Origin of the sequence: Streptomyces sp. ADI95-17 (assembly GCF_003846175.1) — a bacterium.
Taxonomy (GTDB): domain Bacteria; phylum Actinomycetota; class Actinomycetes; order Streptomycetales; family Streptomycetaceae; genus Streptomyces; species Streptomyces sanglieri.
Genome location: NZ_ML123046.1, coordinates 1,124,198 through 1,151,184 on the forward strand (window position 1 = coordinate 1,124,198; position 26,987 = coordinate 1,151,184).

The 26,987-nt window shown below is 70.9% G+C and carries 10 protein-coding genes; 7 read left to right on the top strand and 3 right to left on the bottom strand.

Annotated elements, in window-relative coordinates; translation table 11 throughout:
- Positions 1 to 168: 168 nt before the first annotated feature.
- Positions 169 to 15,702, top strand: a complete 15,534-nt coding sequence (locus EES42_RS47290) for an SDR family NAD(P)-dependent oxidoreductase (protein WP_277426132.1) — start codon at positions 169 to 171, stop codon at positions 15,700 to 15,702.
- A complete protein-coding gene (locus EES42_RS18785) occupies positions 15,699 to 16,625 on the top strand; it encodes a LysR family transcriptional regulator (protein WP_124719335.1) in 927 nt (308 codons plus the stop codon). Before EES42_RS47290 ends, EES42_RS18785 begins: the two co-directional genes overlap by 4 nt.
- A gap of 89 nt (positions 16,626 to 16,714) precedes the next feature.
- Here EES42_RS18785 and EES42_RS18790 read toward each other — a convergent pair whose 3' ends face one another.
- Complete coding sequence (locus tag EES42_RS18790; protein WP_124719336.1) at positions 16,715 to 17,803, bottom strand: NADH:flavin oxidoreductase; 1,089 nt, start codon at positions 17,801 to 17,803, stop codon at positions 16,715 to 16,717.
- Between the two features lie 278 nt (positions 17,804 to 18,081).
- Between EES42_RS18790 and EES42_RS18795 the strand changes: the two genes are divergently transcribed.
- The 4 genes from EES42_RS18795 (at position 18,082) to EES42_RS18810 (ending at position 24,184) form a co-directional block, all read left to right on the top strand.
- A complete protein-coding gene (locus EES42_RS18795) occupies positions 18,082 to 18,867 on the top strand; it encodes an SDR family oxidoreductase (RefSeq protein ID WP_241196452.1) in 786 nt (261 codons plus the stop codon).
- Between the two features lie 65 nt (positions 18,868 to 18,932).
- Positions 18,933 to 20,129: a cytochrome P450 gene (locus EES42_RS18800; RefSeq protein WP_124719338.1), complete on the top strand. Its 1,197-nt coding sequence runs from the start codon at positions 18,933 to 18,935 to the stop codon at positions 20,127 to 20,129.
- A gap of 194 nt (positions 20,130 to 20,323) precedes the next feature.
- Positions 20,324 to 23,725: a carboxylic acid reductase gene (car, locus tag EES42_RS47295; protein ID WP_124719339.1), complete on the top strand. Its 3,402-nt coding sequence runs from the start codon at positions 20,324 to 20,326 to the stop codon at positions 23,723 to 23,725.
- An 84-nt stretch (positions 23,726 to 23,809) separates the two neighbouring features.
- Entirely contained in the window at positions 23,810 to 24,184 is a 375-nt protein-coding gene (locus EES42_RS18810) for a nuclear transport factor 2 family protein (protein ID WP_124719340.1), read from the top strand.
- 86 nt (positions 24,185 to 24,270) lie between these two features.
- On the opposite strand, the gene EES42_RS18815 is transcribed toward EES42_RS18810, so the two are convergent.
- Positions 24,271 to 25,515, bottom strand: a complete 1,245-nt coding sequence (locus EES42_RS18815; protein ID WP_124719341.1) for an NADH:flavin oxidoreductase/NADH oxidase family protein — start codon at positions 25,513 to 25,515, stop codon at positions 24,271 to 24,273.
- A gap of 107 nt (positions 25,516 to 25,622) precedes the next feature.
- Between EES42_RS18815 and EES42_RS18820 the strand changes: the two genes are divergently transcribed.
- Entirely contained in the window at positions 25,623 to 26,246 is a 624-nt protein-coding gene (locus EES42_RS18820; RefSeq protein WP_124719342.1) for a TetR/AcrR family transcriptional regulator, read from the top strand.
- A gap of 37 nt (positions 26,247 to 26,283) precedes the next feature.
- Here EES42_RS18820 and EES42_RS18825 read toward each other — a convergent pair whose 3' ends face one another.
- Positions 26,284 to 26,982, bottom strand: coding sequence for a L,D-transpeptidase (locus tag EES42_RS18825; protein ID WP_124719343.1), 699 nt, complete (start codon positions 26,980 to 26,982; stop codon positions 26,284 to 26,286).
- Positions 26,983 to 26,987: the final 5 nt, after the last annotated feature.

The following is a 26,987-nucleotide window of genomic DNA, read 5'->3' on the forward strand; positions in this document are numbered from 1 at the left end:
ACGCCGCCGGCCGCACCCGAAGCCCCGACGCCGCCGCCCGCACCCGAAGCACCCGCGGCCGGGACGGACGAGACGCCGGCTCCCGCCGCACCCGCGCCGACCGCCACCGACACCGGCAGCACCCCCGCCGCACCCGGACCGCGCGACGACCGCCACGACATCGCGATCATCGGCATCTCCGGGACCTACCCCGGCGCCGACACCCTCGGCGAGCTCTGGTCCGTGCTCGGCGAAGGCCGCCACGAGTTCCGCGAAGTACCGCGCGAACGCTGGGACTACGACGCGGTCTACAGCCGCGACCGCAGCGTCCTCGGCAAGAGCTCCATCCGTACCGGAACCTTCCTCCGCGACATCGAGATGTTCGATCCCCGCTACTTCCGTATCTCCAAGCGCGACGCGGAGAACATGTCGCCCGAGGTCCGCCTGTTCCTGCAGACGGGCGTCGAGGCGCTCGAAGACGCCGGCTATTCACGCGAGACGATCCAGCGGCAGTACGACGGAGACGTCGGCGTACTGGCAGGTTCCATGAGCAACCACTACGGCCTGTACGGATTCCAGAACAGTCTGACGCGCGGTTCCCCGGCGAGCGGCAGCTACACGGCGACGCTGCCCAACATGCTCTCGTACTTCTACGGATTCACCGGTCCCTCGATGTTCGTGGACACGATGTGTTCCGGTTCCTCGACCTGTGTGCACCAGGCCGTGCAGATGCTCCGGGCCGGCGAATGCCGGATGGCGGTAGCGGGCGGAGTGAACCTGCTGCTGCACCCGTACAACCTCATCAGCTCGTCACAGGAGCACTTCACGACGGCGACCTCCGATGTCATCCGGAGCTTCGGCCTGGGCGCGGACGGGACCATACTCGGGGAGGGCGTCGGCGCCCTCGTTCTCAAGCCGCTCGTCGAGGCCGAGCGCGACGGCGACCATGTGTACGCCGTCATCAAGGGAACGGCCCTCGCCAACGCGGGGGTGCGCAATGGATTCACCGTCCCCAGTCCCCGCATGCAGGCGCGGGCGATCGAGAAGGCGATCGACGACGCGGGAGTCGATCCACGGACCATCAGCTACGTGGAAGCGCACGGCTCCGGGACGTCACTGGGCGACCCGATCGAAGTGAAGGCGCTGACCACGGCCTTTCAGAAGTACACGAAGGACACCGAGTTCTGTGCGATCGGCTCCGTCAAGTCGAACATGGGACACCTGCTGCACGCCGCCGGAATGATCGGCATCGCCAAGGTCGTCCTCCAGTTCCAGAAGGGGAAACTGGCACCCTCGCTGCACAGTTCGGTGACCAATCCGGACATCGACTTCTCCCGTACACCGTTCCGTCTGCAGCGGGAACTCGCCGCGTGGGAACCCGCGGTGACAACCGTGGAGGGACGCAGGACCACACACCCCCGACGGGCGGGGATCACTTCGATCGGCGCGGGAGGGATGAACTCGCACATCATCCTTGAGGAGCACCAGCGACCCGACCGCGATCCGCACGGCGCACAGGACGGGCGCGAGGAACTCCTCGTGTTCTCCGCGATGAACGACTCGGCCCTGGAGGAATATCTCACCCGATTCCGCGCGTACCTGGCCACCGGCGCGGAGCCGGACCTCGCGGCCGTCGCGTTCACACTCCGCGTAGGCAAGAACGAACTCCCGCACCGCTGGGCGTTCCTCGCGAGGACCACCGGGGAAGCCGTCGCCGCCGTCGACCGCTATCTGGCGGGAGGCCGGGACCTCGGTGCGGCGCTCGCGAGCGGTGGCCCGCGGACCGAGGGGCTGCGGCAGCTCGCCACCACCTGGGTGGGCGGCAGGAGCGTCGACTGGCGCGGCGCCGACGAAGGAGCACGCGCGCCCCGACGGGTCTCGCTCCCCGCGTACCCCTTCGAGCGCGTGCGCTGCTGGGTCACCCCGGAGGAGGGTGCGCCGTCCGTGATCGCGCCGCTCGCCCTGCGCGACAAGCTCCATCCGTTCCTCGGCAGGAACGACTCGGACGCCGACGGACTTCGGTACGTGCTCGATGTGCACCTGGACGATCTCCTCGACTACGGGTGCACCACGGGAGGGCGGCAGGACAGGAAGCGCGGCGTGGTCCCGACCTTCGTCATCGACCTGGCGATCGCCACGACGAAGGTCTCCGGATTCGCCGACGGGTCGGTCGTGCGCCGGCTGCGCCTCCTGGGCCCGGTCGACTGGACGAGCGCCGCCCGCCTGGTGACGGTCCTCGGCCCCCGCGACGGCGAACAGGCCTCCGGACTCGTGTTCACACAGGACGAGGCGGGGGCCCGGATGCCCGTAGCGGCGTTCGACGTGCCGGCGGGTGAGGAGGACCGTACGCCGCTCTCCGGCCACCCCCGCGCGGACAACTTCGCGGGAATCGCCGCCGCTGTGCTCGCGCCCGACCGGGCGAAGCCGCAGTCCCCGGCGGAATTCCTCGCGGAACTCGCGGACGGCGGAATCGGATACGCGCCGCAACTCAGCGGCACGAAGAGCGCGTTCCGCCTGCCGGACGGGCGACTGGTGCTCAAGGTCGGCACCCCCGAACTCCAGCGGGACCATGTGAAGCCGGGTGTCACCCTCGCTCCGCATGTCCTCGCCGCCATCGCGCAGGGCCTCCAGGCCGAAGCGAAGCGGCAGGGCTCACCGCACTGGGCACGGACCGCGCCCCACCGGATCGACGAGATCCGGCTCCTCACCGACGGGAGCGGCGGGGGCGTCCCGGTCGCGTACATCGTCTTCGACGTGACCGCCGTCGGAGAAGGACTCGGCGGGTCCGTCGGCCTGCTGGACCGGAACGGCCAGGTGGTCGGTGTGCTCCGCGACCTGTGGTGCGGCGATGACGAAGGACCGCGAAAGGACCGGGACGTGAGCGAACGAGCGGTGGACGGAGCCGAAGCCGCGGACCGGGAGACACCGGGGAAGGCGGGCGACGACGTCATCTCCTTCGCGGTGGACGAGCTGCGGGAGATGGCGGGCGGCATTCTCAAGTTCGATGCGGGTGAACTCGACGCCCGTACCGGCTTCGATGCCTTCGGCTTCGACTCGATCTCGCTCATCACCCTGTCGCAGCAGGTACGCGAGCGGCTCGGTATCGATCTGACCCCGGCGGTCTTCTTCGACCGCAATACGTTCGACTCACTGGGCAGGCACCTCTTCACGGAGCACGAAGGCCCGCTGCGCGCGGCGTACCGGCGGTCACTCCCACCGGACCCCGCCGGGAAGCCCGACCCGGGCCCCGGCAACCGGTCCGGTGGCGAGACGACCGTAACGGCTGGAGCCACGGCCGGAACGGCTGAGGAGCCGACCGGGGCTCCTGACGCCGGGCCGGCCGTCCCACAGCGCCCGGCACCGGCGGACTTATCCCTCCCGGTGGCCGTCATCGGAGCCGCGGGCCGGTTCCCCGGCTCACCCGATCTGGACGCGTACTGGGCGAACCTGGCCGCGGGGACCGACAGCGTCACGGCCTTCCCGCTCGACCGGTACGACGCGGACTATGCGCGAATCGCACAGGCGGCAGATTTTCCGCACCACGCGGCCGTCCTCGACGACGTGGATGCCTTCGACGCCGCCTTCTTCCGCATCCTGCCGCGCGAGGCCGAGCTGATGGACCCCCAGCACCGGCTGGCGCTGCAGACGGTCTGGAACGCGGTGGAGCACAGCGGCCACGCCCCCTCCGGCCTGCCGGCGAACACCGGACTGTTCCTCGGTGTCTCCGGGACCGACTACGCGACGCTGCTCGCGGCCCACTGCACTGCGCCGGACGCCTTCACCTCCACGGGCAACGCCCACTCCATGCTCGCCAACCGTATTTCGTACGTGCTCGACATCCACGGCCCGAGTCAGCCCGTCGACACGGCCTGCTCCAGCTCGCTCGTCGCTGTCCACAGAGCCGTCGAGGCCATCCGCTCCGGGGCGTGCGACGCCGCGATAGCGGGCGGGGTGAACCTCCTGCTCAGCGTCGACACTTTCGTCAGCGCCGGGCGGGCCGGCATGCTGAGCCCGGACGGACGGTGCAGGACCTTCGCGAGCGGGGCGAACGGCTACGTACGTGGCGAGGGCGTCGGCGCCGTCGTACTGAAGCCCCTCGCCGACGCGGAGCGCGACGGGGACGCGATCCTCGCCGTGATCGTCGGGACCGCGGAGAACCACGGCGGGCGGGCCAACTCCCTCACGGCGCCCAACGGCACCGCGCAGGCGGACCTCGTGGTGCGGGCGATGGGCGGCATCGCCCCCCGCACGATCGGCTATGTGGAGGCCCACGGCACCGGCACGGCCCTTGGCGACCCCGTCGAGGTGCGTGCGCTCCAGGCCGCGTTCCGGCAGCTCGGCGGCGACACCACCGCGACCTGCGGGCTCGGCTCCGTGAAGACAAACATCGGTCATCTGGAAGCCGCCGCGGGCATCGCCGGGCTGCTCAAAGTGGTCCTCGCGATGGAACACGGCACCCTTCCGCGCAGCCTGCACTGCGACCGGATCAACCCCTACATCCAGCTCGACGGCAGTCCGTTCCGCATCGTGCGCGCCAATGAACCGTGGGAGCGGCCCCGCGACCGTGACGGTGGCCTCGCCCCGCGACGGGCGGGGGTCAGCAGCTTCGGATTCGGCGGCGCGAACTGCCACGTAGTCATCGAGGAGTACATCGGGCGGACGGCGGACACGAGTCCGGCGCAGGACACGGACGTCCCCGGGAGCCGGGTCGCCGTACCCCTTTCCGCCCGTACGGAGCAGCAGCTGTGTGAGCGGGCGCGGAACCTGCTCGCACACCTGGAGGGCCCGACCGGTCCCGCTCCGCTCCGTTCGATCGGGTGGACGCTCCAGACCGGGCGCGAAGCCATGGCCGAACGGATCGGCTGGGTCGTCTCCTCCCACCGGGAACTCGCCGAGAAATTGAGGGAGTTCATCAGCGGGCAGGACGGTGGACGGATGAGCGGGGCGCAGCACGGCGAGCGGCCGGCGCGGGACGGCCTCGCCGACGCGGTCGCGCGCTGGAGCGCCGGGGAGGAGGTCGACTGGCGGCGGCTGTACGAGGCCGCCGGCCTGGCCCTGCCCGGGCGCGCGCACCTGCCCACGTACCCGTTCGCACGCGACAGGTACTGGCTCCCCGACAGCGCGGGGAAGACCAACAGCGTTGCAGGACAACGCCCTTCGGCCGCCACGACGCTGTTCGTACCCCGCTGGACTCCGAAGCCCGCGTCGCGGGACCTCGCCGACGGAACGGCGTACACACGTCATGCCGTGATCCTCTGCGGAGCGCCGGCATCCTTGCGGGACAGCGTGGAGCGCCGTCTGCCGGGTGTGCGCTGCCACGCCGTCACGACCGCCAAACGGCGCCCGGAGACCCGCTTCACCGACCTCTCGCGCCAGGTCTTCGAGATCGTCCGGGGGCTCGCCGGGCAGGCGCACGACGGTGCCACCCTTGTGCAGGTCGTGACACCGGCGGACGGCGACGAAGCGGTAGGGCCCGCGCTCGCGGGATTTCTGCGCACGACGGCGCTCGAAAGTCCGCACATCTCCGGGCAGATCCTCGCTCTCGACGGCGAGCGCGACGCGGACGGCATCGCGGCGATCCTCCTGGAGAACGCCGGGCACACGGACGACACACTCGTTCTGCACCGGGGCACGGAACGCCGGGTGCGGAGCTGGGTGCCCTCCACGGCCGACGGCACGGGCATGCCCTGGCGCTCGGGAGGCGTCTACCTGATCACCGGAGGCGCCGGTGGCATCGGCGCCGTCGTCGCCCGCCGGATCGCACGGGACGCCGTACGCCCGACCCTCGTGCTCGTCGGACGCTCGGCACCGGACGCCCGAATCGGTCGACTGCTCGCCGAACTGCGGGAAGCCGGTGCGGTGGCCCAGTACGCCGTCGCGGACGTCTCCCGCTGGGAGGAGGTCCGCCACCTCGTCTCGCGGGTCGGCGAGGAGACAGGAGCGATCCACGGAATCGTCCACGCCGCAGGCGTGATCCACGACGCGTACCTCACGAACAAGACGACGGAGCAGTGGGACAAGGTCCTCGCCCCGAAGGTCGACGGAGTGGCGCACCTGGACCGGGCCACGGCACACATGCCCATCGAGTCCTTTCTCGTCTTCTCCTCCGGCACGGCGGTCACCGGAAATCCCGGCCAGTCCGACTACGCCGCGGCCAACGGCCATCTCGGCGAGTACGCCGCCCGCCGCAACGCGCGCGTCGCGGCCGCCGAACGGTCGGGGCGTACGGTCGCGATCGCCTGGCCGCTCTGGAAGGACGGCGGAATGGCGGTCGACGACGCCACCCGCGCGTACCTCCGGCGCAGCCGCGGTCTCGTGCCGATGGAGTCGGACGCCGGACTCGAAGCCCTCCTGAGCGCCTGGCGGTTGGGCCGGGTCGGCGAGGACCAGATCTGGGTGCACCACGGCGAGCCGGCCGAGCCCGCTCCCGTCCCCCCGCCCGCCGCCGCGCCCGCACCGGACACGGCTGCCGGGCGGCCGGACCGGGAGACGCTCCGGTCGGTCATGGAGCTCTTCGCCAGGGTCACCAGGCTCCCCCTCCACGACATCGACGCCGACCGGCCGCTCGACGACCTGGGCCTCGACTCGGTCATGGTCGTACAGCTCAACCGGGAGCTGTCCTCGACGTACGGCGAGGTCCCGACGACGCTCTTCTACGAATTCCCCACACTGCGCGCCATCGCCGGGGAGCTCGCCGGGGCATCCACCCCGCCGGCCCCCGGTGCGCGGACCGACGGCCCGTCCGGCCCGGTCCGGGTGCCCGCGGCGCGGCACACACCCGCAACAGCCACCGCTCCCGGCCCGCCCGCGCCGGACGACGCCATCGCGATCATCGGGATGAGCGGGCGCTATCCGCAGGCCGAGAACACCGAAGAGTTCTGGGCGAACCTCACGGCGGGACGCGACTGCATCACGGAGATTCCCCCCGGCCGCTGGCCGCTGGACGGGTTCTACGAGCCGGACCGCGACACAGCCGTCGCCACCGGGCGCAGCTACAGCAAGTGGGGCGGATTCCTGCGGGACTTCGACGCGTTCGATCCGCACTTCTTCCGGATCGCACCGCGTGACGCCTACGCCATGGACCCGCAGGAGCGCCTCTTCCTCCAGGCTTCCTGGGAAGTGATCGAGGACGCGGGCTACACGCGCGAGGAACTGGCCCGACGCCATCAGCGGCGCGTCGGTGTCTTCGCCGGTGTGACCAAGTCCGGCCACGCACGGCACGGCGCGGCCCGGCTGCCGTCCGGTGAAACGGTCGTGCCCTCGCTCTCCTTCGCCTCGCTCAGCGCCCGTACCTCGTACGTCCTGGACCTCCACGGCCCGAGCCTGACGATCGACACGATGTGCTCCTCCTCGCTCACGGCGGTCCACGAAGCCTGCGAGCACCTGCGCCGGGGATCCTGCGAGCTGGCCATCGCCGGTGGGGTGAACCTGTATCTGCATGCTTCCGACTACGTCGAGCTGTGCCGTTCCACCATGCTGTCCTCGCAGGCCCGGGTACGGAGCTTCGGCAGCGGCGGTGACGGGTTCGTGCCCGGCGAGGGCGTGGGCGCCGTGCTGCTGAAGCCCCTCGCGCGCGCTCTCGCCGACGGCGACCAGGTCCTCGCAGTGGTGCGCGGGACGAGCATCAACCACGGCGGGCGGTCCCACGGCTATACGGTGCCGAGCCCGACCGCCCAGGCGGAACTGATCCGCGACGCGCTGACCCGGGCCGGGGTTCCGGCGCGGGCGGTGAGCTACGTCGAGGCGCACGGCACCGGCACGGAGCTGGGCGACCCGATCGAGGTGAAGGGTCTCTCGCTGGCCTTCGAAGAGTCCACGGACGAGAAGCAGTTCTGCGCGATCGGCTCCGTGAAGTCGGTGATCGGGCATCTGGAGGCCGCCGCGGGGATCGCGGGGATCACCAAGGCCGTACTCCAGCTTCGGCACCGCACGCTCGTACCGAGCCTGCACGCACAGGAGCTGAACCCGGGCATCAGGTTCGAGGAGACGCCGTTCTTCGTCCAGCGGACACTCGCACCGTGGGAGTCGCGGACACCACGGATCACGGCGGTCTCGTCCTTCGGGGCAGGCGGCTCGAACGCCCACGTGATCCTTGAGGAGTACGTGCCGGACCCCGCCCCGGACCGGCCGGCGTCCGGTGAGGGCGAGCAGCTCGTCGTCCTCTCCGCGCGCACACCGGAGCGGTTGCGGCACTCCGCCGCGCGCCTGGTGGCCTTCCTCGAACGCGGGGAGACCGAGCGGGCGGCGGTCGGCCTGGCGGATCTCGCCTTCACCCTCCAGGTCGGGCGTGAGGCGATGAAGGAGCGCCTGGCGGTGACCGCCGCCTCACTGCCCGAGCTCCTGCGGGTACTGCGCGGGTACGCGGAGAACGGGGACGGGGTGGGGACACCCGGCCTCCACCGGGGCAGCGCCGGACAGGCCCCGGGCGCCGTCGCAGAGATCTCGGCCGACGACGACCTCCGGGAACTCCTGGTCGAACGATGGGTCCGCAAGGGGAAGCACGACAAGCTGGCCGCGCTCTGGGTCGGCGGAGTGGAGCTGGACTGGCGGCGGCTGCACGGGGACGCGTCGCCCCGCCGGACATCCCTGCCGACGTACCCGTTCGCACGGGACCGGTACTGGGTCGGGGACCTGGCACCGGTCCGGGAGGCGGCGCCCGACGCGACTCCGGTCGCCGCCGGGCCGCAGCCGGGGAAGGCCGGGCCGCGGCCCGAAGCAACCGCACCGCGGCCCGAAGAGACCGCACCGCGGTCCGGGAAGGCCGGGCCGCACACGACGCCCGACGAGGCGTCGGACGCCGCACCCGATGTCACACGTGACGAATGGGTCGCCGGCACCGTACGCGCGACGATCGCGCAGGTGCTGGTCATGCCGCCGGACGAGGTCGACGGCGGGCTCGCGTTCGCCGACTACGGACTCGACTCCATCCTCGCGGTCCGCCTCGTCCACCTGCTGAACGAGGCCCTCCGGCTCGACCTGTCGACCGGCGTCGTCTTCGACCACAGCTCCGCCGACCGTCTCGCCGCGCATCTGCTCGCGGAGTACGCCGACATCGGCCCCGCCGCCCCGCCGCCGGCCGTCACCGGTGAAGCGCGTCCACGGACCACGCCCGGCTCCCGCCCCTCCGAACGGCCCGCCGCCGACGCGCCGATCGCCATCGTCGGGATGAGCGGCCGGTTCCCCGGATCCGACAGCCTGGACGACCTCTGGACGCACCTCGCGAACGGCGACGACCTCATCACGGAAGCGACCCGCTGGAATCTCGCGGACACCGGCGCCGACGGCTCCGCGCGCTGCACGCAGGGCGGATTCCTCCACGGGATCGACCGGTTCGACCCGCTGTTCTTCGGCATCTCGGGCGTCGAGGCGGCCGCGATGGATCCCCAGCAGCGGCTGCTCCTCGAAGAGGCGTGGAAGGCACTGGAGGACGCGGGGTACGCCGGCCGGCACCTGGGTGGGACCCGCTGCGGCGTGTACGTGGGCTGCTACAAGGGCGACTACCAGGAGGTCGTCGGGGACGACGCGCCCGCCCAGGCGTTCTGGGGGAACATGGCATCGCTCATCCCGGCCCGCGTCTCCTACTTCCTCGATCTGAAGGGCCCCGCGCTGGCGGTCGACACCTCGTGCTCCAGCTCGCTCGTCGCGATCGACCTGGCGTGCCGGGGGCTCTGGTCGGGGGAGACGGAGATGGCACTGGCGGGCGGTGTCTTCGTCCAGTCGACGCCGCGCCTCTACGAGTTGGCCGACGGCGCCGGAATGCTCTCCGCGACGGGCCGCTGCCACACCTTCGACCACCGTGCCGACGGCTTCGTGCCGGGCGAGGGCGTCGGTGTCCTGGTGCTCAAGCGGCTCGATGACGCCATCGCCGACGGGGACCACATCCACGGCGTGGTCCGCGCCACCGGCACCAACCACGACGGTGCGACCAACGGCATCACGGCGCCCAGCTCCGTTTCGCAGGAGCGTCTGCTGCGCGACATCTACGAGTCCTTCGGCATCGACGTCGAGTCCATCGGGCTCGTGGAGGCGCACGGCACCGGCACCTCCCTCGGCGATCCCATCGAATTCTCGGCGCTGAGCCGCGCGTTCCGGGCCGGCACGGACAAGTCCGGCTACTGCGCCCTGGGTTCGGTCAAGACGAACCTCGGGCACACCCAGTTCGCCGCAGGCGTCGCGGGGGTGTTCAAGGTCCTCCTCTCGATGAGGCACCAGCAGATCCCGGCCTCACTCCACTTCGAGAAGCCCAACCCCGCCGTCGGCCTCGAAGGCAGCCCCTTCTACGTGAGTACGCGCAGCCACCACTGGGAGCCCCCGGCCGACGGCGGACCGCGACGCGGCGCGGTCAGCTCCTTCGGCGCGAGCGGCACCAACGCGCATCTCGTCATCGAGGAAGCGCCTCCCGCCGCCCGAGCCCGCGCCCGTACGCCACGTCCCGCGTATCTCGTGGTCCTCTCCGCGCACTCACGTGAACAGCTGGTTCAGCAAGTGGACCGGCTCGCGGAGCACTGCCGCCGCGAGGACCACCCCGATCTGGGCGACCTCGCCCACACGCTCGCCGTCGGCCGGGACCGGTTCGCCCACCGGTTCGCCTGCGTGGCGGCGGACCGCACGGAGCTGCTGCGGATCCTCGACGAAGGGCTGGACGGAGCAAGGGCGTTCACCGGCAGGGCGGTGCCGGCGCGCAAGGGCACCGCGGGTGCGGGTGCCGGTGCGGAGAAGAGCCACGGCGAGGAATGCCTCCGCCGCTGCGCACACCCGACAGGTTCCGAAGCGGATGCCGTTCCGTACCGCGCGGACCTCACCGCCCTCGCCAGGTACTTCGCGCAGGGCGTCGACCTCGACTACGGGGCGGCGTTCGCGGCGGGGGACCATCTCCGGATCCCGCTGCCGGTCTACCCGTTCGCCGGAGAGAGCCACTGGGCCGGAACGCCGCCCCTGTCACCTGTGCCCGTCACCACCCCCGGCCGGCCGGTCCCGAACCATCCGCTGATCCACCGGTCGTCGACGGTGACGGAACTCCCCGGAGCGCTACGGGCCTCGACGCTCTTCAAGGGTGACGAGGCCGTCCTCCGCGACCACACGGTGCGCGGGCAGCGCGTCCTCCCGGGCGCCGCCCACCTCGAAATGGCACGGGAGGCGGCGGTGCGTGCGTGGGGCACGGCGGCGACAACACCCCTGCTGATACGCGACATGACCTGGGTACGGCCGCTCGCCCTCGACGACGAGCCGCTGGGCATCGATGTCCTGGTGAGGCCGGCGGAGGGCGAAGAACTCACCTTCGAGATCGCCTCGAACACCGCTGGGGACGCCGGTCCGGTCGTGTTCTCCACCGGGCGCGTGGCCCTCTCCGGCACGGCCCGCCCCGACCGCGTCGACCTCGCGTCGCTCCGCGCGATGTGCGGGACTGCCGTATCCGCGGAACGCGTCCGTGCGGCGCTCGCGGCGATGGGCATCGTCCACGGGCCGTCTCTCCGCGCCGTCCGCGAGGCACACGTCGGTTCCGGCACCGTCCTGGCACGGCTCGACCTGCCGGCCGGGACGGACCCCGCCGACACCGGGTACGTACTGCCCCCGGCGCTGCTGGACTCGGCCATCCAGTCCTCGATCGCGCTGCAACTCGCCGACGGCGGGGCCGCCGTGGAGACCGTCGTGCCGTTCGCGCTCGACAGGTTCGAACTCTTCGCACCTTGCACGGCCTCGATGTGGGCTGTCGTCCGTGTCGCGGACGGCACCCGGACGGCCACCGCGCTGAGCCGGCTCGACGTGGACCTCGTCGACGGCGACGGGGAGGTCTGCGTCCGGATGACCGGATACACCTCGCGCCGGTCGAAGGAACCGGCACCCGCACTGTTCGCACCGGTCTGGGAACCCGTGTCCGGGCACGCCTCCGGCACCCGCGCCCTGCCGCTCGCGGAACACGTCCTCGTGGTGGGAGGGACCACCGGGCAGCGGTCCGGGCTCGTCCGCCGGTACCCGAGGGCCACGGTGTGGGACCTCGCGCCGAGCGCATCGACGGACGAGATCGCGTCCCGGCTCCGGGACCTGGCGCCGGTCGGCCACCTCGTCTGGATCGCGCCCGATGCGGCGCCGGAGAACCGGGGCGCGCTGCTGCCTGCCGACACCGCCGGCTTCACTGCGGCCCAGGAGGACGGCGTCATCGCGGCCTTCCGCATGATCAAGGCCCTCGTCCGCACGGGACACGACGCACGTCCGCTCGCCGTGACACTGGTGACGCGCAGCGCCCTGGCCACGTACGACACCGAGCCGACGGCACCTGCCCACGCCGGGCTGCACGGCCTCTTCGGATCGCTCGGGCAGGAGTACACGAACTGGTCGGTCCGCCGCGCGGACCTCGACACCGCCGACCCGGGCGCGGACCTGCCGGCACTCCCGGACCGCGCGGAGAGCGACACCCTGGTGCGCCGCGCCGGCCAGTGGCTGGTGCGGCGCTGGGTACCGGTCGAGCCCGGCACCGAACAGGGGGACGCGTACCGGGAAGGCGGTGTCTATGTCGTGATCGGAGGTGCGGGCGGGCTCGGCACCGTATGGACCCGGCATGTCGTCCGGCGCCACGGCGCCCATGTGATCTGGATCGGGCGGCGCCCGCAGGACGCGTCGATCGAGGCGAAGCTGAGCACCTGCACCGGGCGCGGCAGCGTGCGCTACCTCTCCGCCGACGCTGCGGACCCCGCCTCGCTGCGCACCGCATACGAGGAGATCAGGCGGCACCACCCGCGGATCCACGGCGTCGTCCAGGCGGCGCTGGACCTGCGGGACCAGAGCCTGGCGCGCATGGACGAAACGACGCTGCGCGCCGGCCTCACCGCGAAGGCCGACGTCAGCGTGGCCATGGCAGAGGTCTTCGCGGACGAGCCCCTGGACTTCGTCCTCTTCTTCTCGTCCGTCCAGTCGTTCACGACCGCCGCGGGCCAGAGCAACTACGCGGCCGGATGCACCTTCAGCGACGCCTACGCCCAATTCCTCGCGCGGCACCGGGAGTACCCGGTGAAGGTGATGAACTGGGGGTGGTGGGGGAGCATCGGCAGCGCCTCGACCGAACTCCACCGGGAACACATGGGCCGCTGGGGCCTCCTCTCGATCGAGCCGCCCGAGGCGATGGAGGCACTCGACACGCTGCTGCGCGGGCCGCAGCGTCAGCTGGGCTTCATCAAGTTGCGGAAGACCGACGCCATCGCGGGGATCGACCCGGCGACCCGGCTCACGGTCCACAAGAGGGCGCGGTCCCGCATCACGCCCGCCGCCGTCGTGGCGGCGACCGGGGCGCCGTCCGAATGGGAGGCGATGCGTGCGATCGCCGAGTGGCGCAGGAGCGAACGCGATCCGCTCCTCGCGCGCATGGTCCGCGGACACCTGGAAGCACTCGGCGGCCTCCGCGACCCCGGTACTTTGCCGACTCGCGGCGACGTGGCCGCGCTGCGCGGGCGGGCCGGAATCCTGGAGCGGTACGACACCTGGCTCGACCACGCGCTCCGTATCGTGCCGCCGTCGGCCCCGCCGCTGGACGTCCTCGGCCGTGAGTGGGACCGGCGCCGCGTGGAATGGTCGGCGGATCCGGACAAGGCGGCAGAGCTCGCTCTGCTCGATGCCGCACTCGGTGCGCTGCCGGACATCCTCACCGGCAGGACCAGGCCCACCGACATCCTGTTCCCGCGCGGTTCCGTCGCACTCGTCGAAGGCACATACCGCAACAACCGCGTGGCCGACATGTACAACCGCGCCATGACGGACACCGCGGCCGCCGTCGTCGCGGAGCGGCTGCGTCTGGACCCGGCCGCCCGCCTGCGCATCCTGGAGATCGGCGCCGGTACGGGCGGCACCAGCACCGGGATGTTCGCCGCACTGCGCCCGTTCCAGGACCACATCGAGACCTACGCGTACACCGATCTCTCGAAGGCGTTCCTGAATCACGCCAGGACCGAGTACGGACCGGACGTTCCGTATCTCTCCTACGCCCGCTTCGACGCGGAACAGCCGCTGGCCGGGCAGGGAGTGGAGAGCGGGAGCTACGACCTGGTCATCGCCGCGAACGTACTGCACGCGACGCGCGACACCCGGAACACCATCCGCAACGCGAAGGCGGCGCTGCGCGACGGGGGATGGCTCCTGCTGAACGAACTGGCGGCGTTCGATGTCTCCAGCCATCTCACGTTCGGACTGCTGGAGGGCTGGTGGCTCTTCGAGGACCACGCGCTGCGCGTACCCGGTTCACCCGCGCTGTCGCCCGCGAACTGGCGGGAGGTGCTGGTGAGCGAGGGCTTCTCCGCCGTCGTCTCCGTGCTGCCCGAGACACTTGAGCTCGGGCAGCAGATCATCGCCGCCGAGAGCGACGGGATCGCCCGGCAGACAGTGGCCCCGCCCGCGCGGCGGGAGACCCCTGCTCCGCGAGCGCTCCCGGAGCCCCCTGCGCAGGTCACCGTATCCCCGCAGCCCCGCCCCGCCCCGGCACGGCCCCCGGCCGACGGGACAGCCGCCGCGTCCGGTGCCGGTACGGAGAGCCGGGCCGGCACCATGGCCGGATACCTCAGGGACCGGGCCGCGCGGACCCTCGGCATTCCGCCGGACAAGATCGAGCTCTCCGCCCCGCTCAGCGACTACGGGATGGACTCCATCCTCGTCCTTCAGCTCACCACCGCGCTGCGCGAGGACCTCGGAGAGGTTCCGTCCACCCTGCTCTTCGACGCCGAGTCGGTCGAGGAACTCACCGACCACTTCATGGCGGCCGGCGGCCCTCGGGTGGACGCCCTGCTGGCTCGACTGAGCCCCGCGCCGGCGGCGACACCCGTCCCCGACACCGGGGTCCGGCCGCCGGAGCCGTCCGCGCCTCCCGCCACGGCACCGGCACAGCCCATTGCCGCGCTCTTCCGCACGGCGGTGGGGACCGGCACCCCGCAGCACGCCGGTGACCTGCTGTCGATCGCCGCCCGGCTCCGGCCGACCTCCGCGACTGGAGCCGGGCCGGAGCCGGAGACCCTGCGGCTGTCGGACGGCGATCAGGAACCGGCCCTGGTCTGCCTGCCCTCCCTCATCGCCCCCACCGGGGCCCACCAGTACGTGAAGTTCGCGGCAGCACTCCGCGGCCGCCGCCAGGTGCGGACGGTCTCCATCCCCGGATACGGCACCGGTGAGCCGCTTCCGGCGGACCTGGAAGCGGCCGCGGACCGGCTGGCGGGGACACTGATCCGACGGTTCGAGGGCCGGCCCTTCGCACTCGCCGCCTATTCCTCCGGCGGATGGGTCGCCCACGAGCTGGTACGACGGCTGGAGAAGGCCGGTGCTCCGCCCGCCGCTCTGGTGCTGCTCGACACGCTCCAGTCGGCCGGAACCGCCATGATCCGGGGAATGTCGGTGCTCACACGACGGCTGATGGACCGATTCCCCCAACTGCCCGTCCTCGACGACCAGCTCACGGCGATGGCGTGGTACGCGCAGTTGCTCGAAGGCTGGCGCCCGCTGCCGGTGACCACCCCGACCCTTCTGGTGAGCGCCGCGGAGGACAGGACCCTGATCGAACTGCTCGGCGACGACGCACGCGCCGACTGGCCACTGGAACACATACGGACGGAAGTGGCGGGGGACCACTTCTCCATGCTTGAGGAGTACGCGGAGCCGACCGCGCTCGCCGTCCACGAATGGCTCCGCGAACACTGCGCCTCCGGGCGGGAACGGTCCGCGCGTCAGAGGTACTCCGGGGGTGCGCGATGAGCGATCGCCTGGGCTTCAGCCTGACGCAGTTGCGGTACTTCGTCGTATCCGCGGAGCTCGGCAACATATCGGAGGCGGCGGAGAGGCTGTGCGCGTCGCAGTCGACGGTCTCCTCCGCCGTGATGAAGCTGGAACGCCAGCTCGGTGTGCAGTTGCTGCTCCGTCATCACGCCCGCGGCGTCACCCTGACCCCGAGCGGCCGGCACCTGCTCAGGGAGGCACGCGCGTTGCTGGGGCAGGCCAGGAACCTCAAGGCTCAGGGCGACGCCCTGGCGGGCCACACCGCCGGCCGGCTGGACGTCGGTTTCTTCTTCTCGATCGCCCCATTCCTGCTGCCCCTGGTCCGCAGGATGACCGAAGAGCGGTACACGGCCCTGCAGCTGAACGTGCATGAGTCATCGGAGCGGCTGTTGGAGCTGCTGCAGGACGGCCGGTGCGAATTGGCCGTGACGTACGACTTCCTGTCGGGCGGTGCCAGGTTCCACCCCCTGGCCGAGCTGTCCGTCCACGCCCTGCTGGCGGACGGTGACCCCATGGGCATGACCGGCTCGACCGGATTGGACGAGCTGGCCGCCCTTCCGCTCGTCACCCTGGACGTCCCGGCCGTTCTCCGCCATTTCGAGACGATGTTCGCCACTGCGGGCGTGCCCATGCCGCAAGTGATCAGGACGACGAGTCTTGAGACGATGCGTGGACTGGTCGCCGCGGGCTCCGGGTTCGCCCTGATGTACCAACGCGCGGCCCATGCGCGGACTCTGGACGGCGGGAGGGTCCGATCGGTCGAGATCGCCGGAGAGGTGCCTCCCTCGGCCCTCGGCGTGGCCATGATGCCCGATCTGCACCTCAGCAGCCGCGGCAGAGCATTCCTGGACGTGCTGGGCTCCGCGGTTTCGGTCAGCGGCGAAGTGAATGCGATTGTGTGACGCGGAACGTTCCACGGTGTGGCCGGCAGCTCCTGGGCCGCCGGCCCACCGCCTGGATCCCCCGCGCACCCGCAGCGGCAGTGCCGCGGTCAGACCAGGGTCTTGAGCACGGCCGGGTCGTAGGGGACGGTCTGGGCCAGCTCACCGCGCAGCGCCTTCGCCGCCCAGTCCGGGTTGGCCAGCAGCGTCCTGCCCACGGCGACGAGGTCGAACTCGTCGCGCTCCAGGCGGGCCACCAACTCCTCGATGCCGGTCAGGCCGGCCTGCTCGGTGAAGCCCTGGGCGAACTCGCCCACACCGTACTGCTGGTCCAGGCCGACGGAGCCGACCGTCACCGCGGGCCGGCCGCTGAGCTTGCGCACCCAGCCGGCCAGATTGAGCGGGCTGCCGTCGAACTCGGGCAGCCAGTAGCGGCGGGTGGAGGCGTGGAACGCGTCGACACCGGCCTCGGTCAGCGGCGCCAGCAACTGCGCCAGCTCGTCCGGGTTCTCCGCGATGCGGGCCTCGTAGTGGTCGACCTTCCACTGGGAGAGCCGGAAGAGAACCGGGAAGCCCGGACCGACGGCCGCGCGGATCGCCTGCACGATCTCGGCGCCGAAACGGGCGCGGGAGGCCGGGTCTCCGCCGTAGCGGTCGGTACGCCGGTTGGTGCCGCGCCACAGGAAGTCGTCGATCAGGTAGCCGTGCGCGCCGTGCAGCTCCACACCGTCGAACCCGAGCCGCTCCGCGGCTGCGGCGGCCTCCGCGAAGGCGGCCACCGTTTCGTCGATGTCCCGCCGGGTCATGGCACGACCGGCCGGTGCGCCGTCCAGTCCGAGCCCGGACGGGCCCTCCGCAGGCGGTTCCGTCCCGAAGCGCGCGGCCCCGGTGTGCCACAGCTGAGGAATGATCCTGCCGCCGGCCTGGTGCACCCGCCGCACCACGTGGGCCCAGCCGGCGAGCGACTCCTCACCGTAGAAGCAGGGCACGTTGTCGTACGCGGCGGCGGCGGCCCGGTTGATGTAGGTGCCCTCGGTGATGATCAGTCCGACCTGGTGGGCCGCCCGGCGGGCGTAGTACTCCGCCACGTCCGGGCCCGGCACGCCGCCGGCGGACTGCATCCTGGTCATCGGGGCCATCACGATCCGGTTGGGGACCGTGAGGTCGCCCAGGGTGAACGGCTCGTCCAGGGTGGCCATTTTTCCTCCAGATTTGTCGGCACTGCTCACGCGGAATTGTTGCTGCCGCACACCGGTAGCGCATGATTATCGACCCTGCCGAAATCGGTGTCCAGCTCGCAGAGGTCATTCCGGCTTGTATCGCATTATGCGATCCAGTGCATCGAAATAATCAGGTTGACCGTATCGGAGGGGCCGTTGATAGTGGTCATCGTGATTCCGCGTCACCGCGATCGCCTCCATTGTCGATCAATTGCGCGGACAGGCCTGTTGAGGCAGGAAAGGAGGCGGAACCCGGAGTGAGCCGAGATCGCCTTACCGAAAAGACAGAAAAGTTCGCCGGTGAGCTGGAAGGCAAGCGGGCCGTGGTGACCGGCGGCAGCCGTGGTATTGGCGCCGCGATCGTGCAGAAATTGCTCGACGCCGGCGCCACCGTCGTGACCTCTGCCCGCAACCCGACCGAGCAGACTCCGTCCGCAGCCAAATTCGTCAGAGCAGACCTCAGTACGCCGGACGGAGTGCGAGAGTTCGCGGATATCGCTCTGGAAAATCTCGGCGGAGTGGACATCATCGTCAATAACGCAGGTGGCTGCCGAACCTTTCAGAGTGCGCTGGACATCGAGAAGGACTGGCAGTACACGGTGGACATCAATTTCCTCGCCGCTGTCCGCCTCAATTCCGCACTTGTGCCGTCCATGCGGGAGAGCGGCGGCGGAGTCGTCGTACACGTCTCGTCCATTGCCACCATCGCGTCCTACCCGATGATCCTGCACTACGCAGCCGCCAAGTCCGCCCTGGAGACGTACAACAAGGGGCTTGCGGCCGAACTGGCGCCGCAAGGAATCCGGGTCGTCGCCCTCTCTCTCGGGAACGTCATGACACCAGGGGCCGACGAGGCGCGCGAAAAGATCGTGGACTACCTCGGCAACGATTCCGTGGACTGGTCCGACGAAATCCCCCTCGGGCGCATCGGCCGGTCCGACGACATCGCGGAGGCGGTCGGCTTCCTGGTCTCCGAACGCGCCGCGTGGATCACCGGCAGCACTCTCGTCATCGACGGCGGGCGCAGCGCGGCCCTGTCCTGAACCCCCTTCACCAGTGACCACGTATGCGCAGGCAACCATCTGCCAGGACTGAAAGGACCGACACGATGACCGCCACAGGGGAAGGGGCACGGGCCTACCCGTTCGGCCCGGTCGACCGACTCGAAGTGGACCCGAAGCTGGCCGAGATCTGCGGCGAACAGCCGGTGCTGCGCGTGAGTCTGCCCTACGGCGGCGACGCCTGGCTGGTCACACGGCACGCGGACGTCAGGACGGTACTGGCCGATCCCCGGTTCAGCCGCGCCGCCGCCGTGGGCGAGGACATCCCCCGCACGGTCGCCACCGGTCTGCCCAGCACCTCCATGCTGAGCATGGACCCGCCGGAGCACAGCCGACTGCGGCGCCGGGTGGCCAATTCGTTCACCGTACGACGTGTCGAAGCGCTCCGCCCGCGCGTCCAGCACATCGTGAACGGGCTGCTCGACACCATGCTCGCCGCAGGTGGGCCGTCCGACCTGACCCAGACGCTGACCTGGCCGCTGCCGATCACGGTCATCTGCGAACTGCTCGGCGTGCCCGTCGCCGACCGCGACCGCTTCAACGTCTGGGTCGACGGCCTGCTGATGCTGTCCGATCCGGTGCAGTCCATGGCGGCCCGGGGGCACCTCAACGACTACCTCGCCGGCCTGGTCGCACTCCGCCGCACCACCCCCACCGACGACCTGCTCGGTGAGCTGGCCAATGTGGCGGACGAGGAGGACCGGCTCCTGGACGAGGAACTGGTCAGCCTCGGCGTCAGCCTGCTCTCCGCAGGCCAGGAGGCCACCGCCAACCAGCTCGGCAACTTCGTCTACACGCTGCTGACCAGACCCGATCTCTGGCAGAAACTCGTCGCCGACCCCGGACTGGTGCCCGACGCGGTCGAGGAACTCTCCCGGATCATCCCGATCAGCGCGTCCGCCGGCTTCACCCGCATCGCCATCGAGGACGTGGAGCTGAGCGGGCAGACCATTCGGGCGGGCGACGCGGTGGTCGCCGAGCTGGGGATCGCCAACCGGGATCCCGAAGTGTTCGACCACCCGGAGGAGATCGACTTCCACCGGGGGAACGTCCCGCACGTCACCTTCGGTCACGGCGTGCACCACTGCCTCGGCGCGCAGCTGGCCAGGATGGAGCTGCGAGTCGTGCTCGAATCACTGCTCCGCCGACTGCCCGGTCTGCGCCTCGCCGTGCCGGTCGACCAGATCTCCTGGCGCACCAACCGGCTGATCCGCGGGGTGGACGCGCTGCCGGTCAGCTGGTGAGGCCGCGCGCGCCCGCGGGCACGCGCGCCACGGACACGGCCACGGCCGGACGCCACACCTCGCGCACGTCACCGCGGGCCGCTGCGCGCGGTGACCTGCCGATTCCATGGCCGGCCGACACACGCAATCAAGGGCACGGCGACGTCCACAGCCAGGACGCGCCGGCATCACCGGACGCCGAGGGAGGCCTGATCATGACCGAGCCACTGGAGGCGGTCACCGCGGCAGTGCATGACCCCGACAAGGGACTCGCCGAGGTCATGGCGGCCGTACTGGAGGGCTACGGGGACCGGCCGGCCCTCGGCGAACGCGCCGAGGAAGCCTCGACAGGGCGGCTGCTCCCCAGGTTCGACACCATCAGCTACCGCGAACTGTGGGCGAGAGTCCGCGCGGTGGCCGGCACCTGGCACCACGACCCGCGGCATCCGCTGAGCGCGGGCGACCGGATCTGCATCCTCGGCTTCGCCAGCACCGACTACGCGACGCTCGACCTCGCGTGCATCCACTCCGGTGCCGTGGCCGTGCCTCTGCAGTCCAGTGCGCCGCTGTCCCAGCTGACACCGATCATCGCGGAGACGGAGCCGCGGGCACTCGCCACCAGCATCGAGCGACTGGACACCGCCGTCGAAGCCGTAATCGGGGAAAGCTCGATCCAGCACGTGATCGTCTTCGACCACCGTCCCGAAGTCACCGACCAGCGAACCGCCTTCGAGTCCGCCCGCCGCCGCCTGTCCGAAGCCGGTCGCCCGGTCGTCATCGACTCACTGGCCACGCTGATCGAACGCGGGGCGGGCCTGCCGCCCGCCCCGCTGTTCACCGCCGAAGCCGGAGACGATCCGCTGGCCCTGCTCATCTACACATCCGGCAGCACCGGAACCCCCAAGGGGGCCATGTACACCCAGCGGCTGGTCGGCACCGCGTGGTACGGATTCAACTACGGGGCGGCGGACGGACCCCCGGTCAGCATCCTCTACATGCCGCAGAGTCATCTCGCCGGCCGCTACGCCCTGATGGGCTCGCTCGTGCGGGGCGGTGTCGGCTACTTCACCGCCAGGAGCGACCTGTCCACCCTGTTCGAGGACATCGCGCTGATCCGGCCCACCGAGCTGACCATGGTCCCGCGCCTGTGCGACATGCTCTTCCAGCAGTACCGGAGTGAACTGGGCCGCAGAGCCGGCGAGCCGGGGGACGTCGGGACAGCGGTCATGACGGACCTGCGCGAGAACTTCCTGGGCGGACGCGTCGCCAAGGCGTTCTGCGGGACCGCCCCGCTGTCCGCGGAGGTCGCGGCGTTCGTGGAGTCCTGCCTGAACCTCCACCTGTACACCGGTTACGGTTCCACGGAGGCCGGGGGAGTCCTGCTCGACACGGTGGTGCAACGCCCGCCCGTGATCGACTACAAGCTGGCCGACGTCCCGGAACTGGGCTATTTCCGCACCGACTTGCCGCATCCGCGCGGGGAACTGCTGCTCAAGACGGAAAGCATCATTCCCGGCTACTACAAACGGCCCGAGGTCACCGCCGAGATCTTCGACGAGGACGGCTACTACCGGACCGGCGACGTCATGGCCGAGCTCGGACCCGACCGATTGGTCTACGTCGACCGCACCAAGGACACCCTGAAGCTGTCCCAGGGCGAATTCGTGGCCGTCTCCCGCCTGGAGACCGTCTTCGCCGGCAGCCCCCTCATCCGGCAGATCTATGTGCACGGCAACAGCGAACGCGCCTACCTGCTCGCGGTGGTGGTGCCCGCGCCCGGCGTTCGGGCCGACGGCGGCGAAGGATCCGGTTCGCTCAAGTCGCTGCTCAGCGAGGCGCTCCAGCAGATGGCCCGGGAGGCCGAGCTCAACTCGTACGAGATCCCGCGTGACTTCCTGATCGAGGCCGAACCCTTCAGCCCGGAGAACGGCCTGCTCTCCGAGAGCCACAAACTGCTGCGACCCAGGCTCAGGGAGCGCTACGGGCAGGCTCTCGACCGGCTGTACGACGAGATCGCCGAGGGCCAGGTCAGGGAGGTGCGCGAGCTGCGTCGAGCCGCTGCGGACCGGCCGGTGCTGGAGACGGTCACCGGGGCCGTCCAGGCGATGCTGGGCTGTCCGGACACCGCTCTGCGCGCCGACGCGCACTTCACGGACCTGGGCGGGGACTCCCTGACCGCGCTGTCGTTCTCGCTCCTCATGAAGGAGATCTTCCACATCGAGCTTCCGGTCGGGGTGGTCATCAGCCCGGCCAACGATCTGGCCCGGCTGGCGAGATACATGGAGGCGGAGCGCGAGTCAGGAGCGGAGCGGCCCACATTCGCTTCCGTACACGGCGAGCACAGCACCGAAGTCCGCGCCGGTGACCTCACCCTGGACAAGTTCATCGGCGCGCGGACGCTCGCCGCCGCTCCGGCGCTGCCGCGCCCCCGCGGTGCCGTGCAAGCCGTCCTGCTGACCGGGGCCAACGGCTACCTCGGCCGGTTCCTGTGCCTGGAATGGCTGGAGCGGCTGGCGTCCTCGGGCGGCAAGCTGATCTGCGTCGTACGCGCGGGCGACGCGGCTGCTGCGGCGAAGCGGTTGGAGGAGGCCTTCGACAGCGGTGACGCGGAACTGCTCCGGCGGTACCGGGATCTGGCCGAAGGCACCCTGGACGTACTCGCGGGCGACATCGGCGAGCCGCACCTGGGCCTGGACGAGGACACGTGGAACGGCCTGGCCGACACCGTGGACCTGATCGTCCACCCGGCTGCCCTGGTCAATCACGTACTGCCGTACCGGCAATTGTTCGGCCCCAACGTCGTCGGCACGGCAGAGCTGATCAGGCTGGCGCTCACCGCGCGGATCAAGCCCGTCACCTATGTGTCCACCGTCGCCGTGGAGGCCGGAGCCGGGATGCCGGCTCTCGGAGAGGACGCCGACATCCGCGGCGCCGGCCCGGTGCGGCGGATCGACCAGGGCTACGCCAACGGGTACGCGACCAGCAAATGGGCGGGGGAGGTCCTGCTCCGGGAGGCACACGACCTGTGCGGCCTGCCGGTCACCGTCTTCCGGTCGGACATGATCCTCGCGCACAGCAGCTACCAGGGGCAGCTGAACGTCCCCGACCTGTTCACCCGCCTGCTGCTGAGCCTGCTCGCCACCGGCATCGCGCCGGCCTCGTTCTACCGGACCGGTGACCGCGCGCACTACGACGGTCTGCCGGTCGACTTCACCGCGGAGGCCGTCACCGCGCTGGGCGCGCGGGCCACCGACGGCTACCGGACCTTCAACGTGCTGAACCCGCACGACGACGGCATCTCGCTGGACACCTTCGTCGACTGGCTCATCGACGCGGGTCACCCGATCCGGCGGATCGACGACTACGGCGAATGGCTCACCCGCATCACGGCCGCGCTCCGCGCCCTGCCGGAGAGGCAGCGTCAGCACTCGGTGCTGCCCCTGCTGCACGCCTTCGCGCAGCCCGGGGAGGCCGTCCCCGGTTCGGCGGTACCCGCGGACCGGTTCCAGGCCGCCGTGCACGCCGCGAAGGTCGGCCCCGGCCAGGACATCCCCCATCTGTCGGCGGCCCTCATCGCCAAGTACGTCACTGACCTGCGCCGGCTCGAACTGCTCTGAGAGCTGTGCCCCGGCCTCCGAACGGCGCGCAACGGCCCATCGGCGGCCGCACATTCAACGAGAGACAGCGGATGGGAGCTCGATATGGGACAGGACATCGGCGAGCAGGCGATTTCGTTTCTGCGCTGTCTGGAGGCGCACGACTTCGCCGGGTGCCGGGCGATGTGCACCGGCGGCGCCACCGTGTGGCAGAACGACGGTCAGGGGGCGCGGACGATCGATGCGACGCTGCAGCGCTTCGAGGCCTTCGCCGCTGACGTCGATACGCTGCGGTACGACGTGATCCGCCAGTTCCGGAATACGAACGAGGTCCTCCAGCAGCAGGTGCTTCACCTGAGTGCGGCCGACGGTTCCGAGAGCAGGGTCCACGCCGCGGTCTGCTTCCGGTTCGAGGACGACGGCCTCATCGACCGGATCGAGGAGTACGTCTACGAGGTCCCGACGGCCGGGACACCCTGATCCGTCTTCCCGCACCCGTCGTCCGGCGCGTCACGCGGGCGGGGGCTTCGGGTGCCGGTTGCGACCGGGGTGCCTGCGGCGGCCCGCTACGCGGCGCGCCCCGCCGTGTTCAGCCAGGTGCGGTAGCGGCGCAGTGCCCCTCGCTGCTTGAGCTGCTCGGTGAGGAGGGCGATCGCCGGGTGGGTGTTGGGCGTGGGGCGGCTGCCGCGGGCGATCCGGCGCATCTGGTGGCGTACCTGGGCCATGCCCGCGGCCGAGGCGAGCGCCTTGTCCGACCAGGTCACCGGCCGCAACTTCCGGTCGGCCTCGCGGCCGGTCCGCCAGAGCTCGGGCAGGTCCGGGGTGACGGCGAGGGCGGTGCCCATTCCGATGACCGCCACACCGCTGTCGAGGACGCGCCGGGCGGTCTCGCGCCGGGTGATGCCGCCGGTGAGCATCAGCGGCAGCGGGCTGGTGCCGACCAGGTCCTTCGCCAGGTCGAGGAAGTACGCCTCGCGGGCCTGGGTGCGCTCGTCGGCCGGGCGGCCGGACATCGCCGGGCTCTCGTAGCTGCCGCCGGAGAGCTCGACCAGGTCGACGCCGAGCGGCGCGAGCATCTCGATCACCTGGCGTGCGTCGTCGGCGTCGAAGCCGCCGCGCTGGAAGTCGGCGGAGTTGAGCTTGACCGCGACGGCGAAGGACGGGGATACGGCGGCGCGGACGGCGCGGACGATGTCCAGCAGCATCCGGGCCCGGTTCTCCAGCGAGCCGCCCCACTGGTCGGTGCGCTTGTTGACCAGGGGGGAGAGGAACTGCGACAGCAGATAGCCGTGCGCGGCGTGGACCTCCACACCGTCGAAACCGGCCTCCTCGGCGCGTCGGGCGGTGACCGCGTACCGGGTCACGGTGGCCCGGATCTGCTCGGGCGTCATGGCTACGGGGCGGCCGAATCGGCTGCTGTGCCTGCCCAGGTCGACGGCGACCGCGGAAGGGCCCCACGCGACGCCGGGCATGTCGGATCCGATCTGGCGGCCGGGGTGGTTGATCTGCATCCAGATCGACCCGCCGCCGGACTTGCCAGCCCTGGCCCACTCGACGAACGGCTCCAGCGGAGCGGCAGCGTCGAGCACCACACCGGCCGGGCCGGTCAGCGCCTCGGCGTGGACCATGACGTTGCCGGTGATCAGCAGCCCGGTGCCGCCCGCCGCCCAACGCCGGTACAGGCCGAACAACTCCTTGTCGGGAAGCTGGCCGCCGGCGGCCATGTTCTCCTCCATGGCCGCCTTGGCGATCCGGTTGTTCAGTACCTGCCCGGAGCGCAGGGACAGCGGCGAGAACAGCTCACTGGTCATCGGAGTTCCTCTCTCGATCACAATCTCGATCACAATCGCTTACGATGTATGCGGTGTTCACATTAAGGTGGCGATGTGAGCGATGTAAACATGAGGGAGTGTGAGCCATGTCGCAAGCGAGCGGTACGTACCACCACGGCGATCTGCGCGCCGCCTGTCTGCGCGCCGCGCGGGAGCTGCTGGAGGAGGACGGCAGCGCCGGACTGTCCCTGCGGGCGGTGGCGCGGCGGGCCGGCGTCTCGGCGACCGCCCCCTACCGCCACTTCGCGGACCGTGACGCGCTCGTCTCGGCGGTCGCCGCGCAGGGCTACCGTGAACTCGCCGAACATCTGGCCGCGGCGCACCCCTCGCCTTCCACGCCCGACGAACTCGCGGCGGTCGCCGTCGCCTACGTCCGTTTCGCGCTGGAGCGTCCCGCGCTGTTCCGGGTGATGTTCGCGGAGCCCTGCGATCCGGACAGCGAGGAACGGGTCGGCGCGACCACCGCCATCTCGGAGTACGTCCGCGGCATCGTCCGCCGCACCTTCCCCGGCGTCGACCCCGACGCTCTGTCCACCACGGTGTGGGCCCTCGTCCACGGCCTGGCGTTCCTGCACCTCGACGGCAAGCTCGACACCTCCACTCCCGAGGCGGTGGCGGGCCAGGTGCGCGCCGCCGTCCACGCGCTGTTCACCGCCTCTGCGGCGCTGTCGCCGACGACGGCCGCACCGTACGTGCGGGCAGAGGCGTAGCGGGTCACGTGGTGCCGGTACGGGGATGCGGCTCGCCTCAGCCCGCCGTACCCGGCTTGGTGCCCCATACGTACACGCGATCGTCGATGTGCAGGAGGTCCCACAGAGCTGCCGCGTCGTCCACCTTCAGATTGACGCATCCGGCCGAGCCGCCGCCGTCGTACAGGTCCCCCGGGTGCCCGTGCAGTGCCTGGCCACCGTCGAAGAACTGGGAGTACGGCATGGGCGCGTCGTCGTAGAGGGTCGAGACATGGTCCTTGTCGCGCCAGTAGATCGAATGCCAACCGGGCCGCGTCTCCTGCGCGTCGCGGCCGGTGCGGATGGGAACCGGGCCGAATTCCACCCGGTCTCCGGTCTGAACCCAAAGGAGCTGCCGGTCCATGTCGGTGCAGGTGACCCGGTACGAACGGGTCGGACAGTGGCCCGCGGCGTTCGGGTCGGGGGTTGCCTCGACGGCGACCATGGTGCGGTAGGTACCGAGGTCGGCGAACCCGTCGGTGCGCGCGACCTCGTGCTCGCGCTGGAACGCCCGGATCGCCGTGCAGTCGGCTGCGGACTGGCGGCCGTCCACGGGGCGGCCGAGGTGCTTCTCCAGGGGGCGCTGGTAGGGGCCGGTGGGAGCGGTGCACGCGGCGGCGTCCGCGCCGGCCGGAGCGGCGATGGTGGCAGGGGCCGAGCAGAGCACCGCCGTGGCGGCTGCGGCGGTCACGGCACTGGCGACGCGAACGGGGTGCACGGATG